We start from the raw sequence: 2,923 nt of genomic DNA on the forward strand, positions 1-2,923 counted from the left end.
GCAATGCTCTTAAGAGGCGCGCCTCGCTGAACCGGCAGCGGGCCAATTCCGGTGCGCCGCGGGTGCTGCGCATCCTGCAATCGCTGGACAACTGGCCCAGTTGAAGCCAGGGAAGCTCTCGATGACTTCCAGGCGTCGTCGAAGCCTCGTGCGATCTACCCCATTTGAAGTGCTCCGTGAAGTAGTGCAAACCTACTCAAAATCAGCGCCCAACCTGAACGGATGTTCAGGTTTCCGAGGGCGCCTGCGGCTATTCTGCGCAACACTTTTGTTGCGAGTCGTATTCATGCGTTCAGGGTTTTGCCGCTTTGTTTTTACCGTTCTCTGCTTGGGAAGCCTTGCCGCCGAAGCTCAAACACCATTGCGGGCTTGGAACACTCACCCCGACGGCTACCCGGTCACGGAGGCCATGAAAAGCTTCATTCAAGAAGTAGATGTGGCAACCAAAGGGAAATACAAAATCGAGTTGTTTTCCAACGCTGTTTTGGGTGACCAGGGCAAGGCGGTCGCCATGCTCAAAGCCGGTGAGATCGATGTCGCCGAATTCAATTCGGCTCCGCTGTCCGAGGCCGCGCCAGGACTCAAGGCATTCAATCTCCCTTTCTTGTTCCACGACTCTGCGCACATGTTTCGCTACTTGGACGGCGAGATGGGCGAGCGTTTGGGGGAGACGCTTCGGGCTTCGGGCTACGTGGTGCTTGGCTGGTACGACGGCGGTGCCCGCTCGTTCTACTGTGCCAACAAACCGGTGACGAAGCGCGAAGACCTGGCCGGGCAAAAAATCCGGGTGCAGCAATCGGAGGTGTACATCGAGATGGTCAAACTGCTGGGTGCGACGCCAGTGGTTGTGCCCTACAAGGAGGTGCTCGATGGATTTCAAAAAGGAACGATTGACTGTGCCGAAGGAAACATGGCTTCGTACGAAGCCACCGGGCACTACAAGGTGGCCAAGTACATGCTGCTGGACAGCCACATGATTTCTCCCGAAGCATTGGTTGTCTCCAGCAAGCTGTGGAGCCGGCTCAGCCCTGAGGAACAGGCCGTGTTCCAGAAAGCCGGGAAGAAATCGGCGATATTGATGCGCGAGCTCTGGGAGAAACGGGTCGTCTCTGCGCGTGCCGCAGTGACGAAAGAAGGAGTCCAGTTTGCCAACGTGCAGGACTTTTCTCCTTACATCCGGAAAATGTCGCCGCTCTACACCAAATACATGGCCGATCCGGCAACTCGGAGCGCATTGTTCGCCATCGTCGGTAACCAGTAGGACGCAGTGTATATAGAAGGCGAGGGGGATAGACCGCGACCGCGGTCATCGCGATTGCCTTTGCAACCAAGCGGCACGTCGACCGAGTTCTGAAGGTGAGCGGCTGAGGAAGTTGCCAAGCCTACTGCATGGTCATCCAAACGCCTTTGGACTGCGTGTACGAAAGAATGGCCTCGATGCATTTGTCACGCCCATTGCCCGATTCTTTCCAGCCGCCGAATGGCAATTGCATGTCTCCGTCCATGTAGCTATTGACGTACACCATGCCTGCATCGACATCGCGGGCAAAGCGATGCGCCTTGTCCAGATCGCGTGTCCAGATACCTGCCGCCAAGCCGAATGGGCTGTCATTGGCAATGCGAATTGCATCGTCGAAATCGTCGACAGCGATAACGCTTGCGACAGGGCCGAAGACCTCTTCACGCGCCACTCGCATGTCGTTATCGACTTGCGTGAATATGGTGGGGCTGACAAATGCTCCATCAGTAATGCCAGGGGCCAAACCCGATGGTTTGCCGCCCCCAAGCACGCATTCAGCACCCTCGCTTCTGGCGATGTCAATGTAGTCAAGCACACGCTGCTGATGTGCGCGCGTCACCAACGGGCCCATCTGGGTCGCCGGATTCAGAGGATCTCCCGGCGTATGTGAAGTCTTTGCCTTGTCGGCCAGCGCAGACACAAAATCAGCGGCAACGCTTCGCTCGACGATGAGTCGCGAACCAGCGCAGCAAACCTCGCCCTGGTTGCCAAAGATACCCATCGCAGCCCAGGCGGCCGCAGTGTCCAGATCTTTTGCGTCGGCCAAAATCACATGGGGCGACTTGCCACCACATTCGGTCGACACCTTTTTCATGTTCGATTGGCCGGCGTAGATCAGCATCAATTTGCCGACCTCGGCCGAACCGGTGAATGCGATTTTGTCGACATCCGGATGCAGAGCGAGAGCCTTGCCGCATTCCTCGCCAAGTCCTTGAACCACATTCAGCACGCCGATTGGCCCACCTGCCTGCACAAACAGGCGCGCAAGCAGCGCTGCACTCAGAGGCGATTGCTCAGCTGGTTTGAGCACGACCGAGTTGCCTGCAGCCAGCGCGGGCGCAATCTTCCACATGGTCATAAGCAACGGGTAATTCCAAGGAACGATGCAGCCGACGACGCCCAATGGCTGGTTCAGAACGTAGCTTAGGACCTGGGATGCCGTCGCACCCACGCGTCCTCCCAACTTGTCAATGCTTTCGGCTGTGAAGCGCAGGCAGAGCAACGCCAGTGGAACGTCAACCGTGAGCATCTCGGTGATGGGCTTTCCCATGTCCAAAGTGTCCAACAAGGCGAAGTCTTCGATGTGCTCTTCGATCAGGTCAGCAAACCGGTACAGCACCGCCATGCGCACTCGCGGTGCCATGCGAGACCAGATGCCCGCCTTGAACGCACGCCGGCTCGCTGCCACGGCCGCATCGATGTCGTCGGCTTGACCTCGTGCCACGGTGCACAGCAAGCGGCCGGTGGCCGGATTGATCGAATCGAAGATCATTTCAGAAATGGAGTTTCTGAATTCGCCATCAATGAAGTGACGGCCTTCCAGTTGAACGCTGGCAGTTTTGTCGTACCAATATTTCACTGAATCTCTGGGGGTAAAGGCGCTATGCATGGGGTGTCCGGGGG

At 57.3% G+C, this 2,923-nt stretch carries 2 protein-coding genes; one reads left to right on the plus strand and one right to left on the minus strand.

Annotation, left to right across the window (positions count from 1 at the left end; all coding sequences use genetic code 11):
- Nucleotides 1–286 precede the first annotated feature (286 nt).
- Nucleotides 287–1,261, plus strand: coding sequence for a TRAP transporter substrate-binding protein (locus tag AC1DXX_RS33220; RefSeq protein WP_478138455.1), 975 nt, complete (start codon nucleotides 287–289; stop codon nucleotides 1,259–1,261).
- Between the two features lie 121 nt (nucleotides 1,262–1,382).
- Here the strand turns inward: AC1DXX_RS33220 and AC1DXX_RS33225 are convergent, their stop codons facing one another.
- Complete coding sequence (locus AC1DXX_RS33225; protein ID WP_478138456.1) at nucleotides 1,383–2,909, minus strand: aldehyde dehydrogenase family protein; 1,527 nt, start codon at nucleotides 2,907–2,909, stop codon at nucleotides 1,383–1,385.
- Nucleotides 2,910–2,923 lie beyond the last annotated feature (14 nt).

The organism is Variovorax sp. P4_B10, from assembly GCF_056402375.1.

What these genes read in the sequence shown, in the direction of transcription:
- AC1DXX_RS33220 (WP_478138455.1), top strand. Translation starts at nt 287, where the DNA reads ATGCGTTCAGGGTTTTGCCGCTTTGTTTTTACCGTTCTCTGCTTGGGA.
- AC1DXX_RS33225 (WP_478138456.1), bottom strand. Translation starts at nt 2,909, where the DNA reads ATGCATAGCGCCTTTACCCCCAGAGATTCAGTGAAATATTGGTACGAC.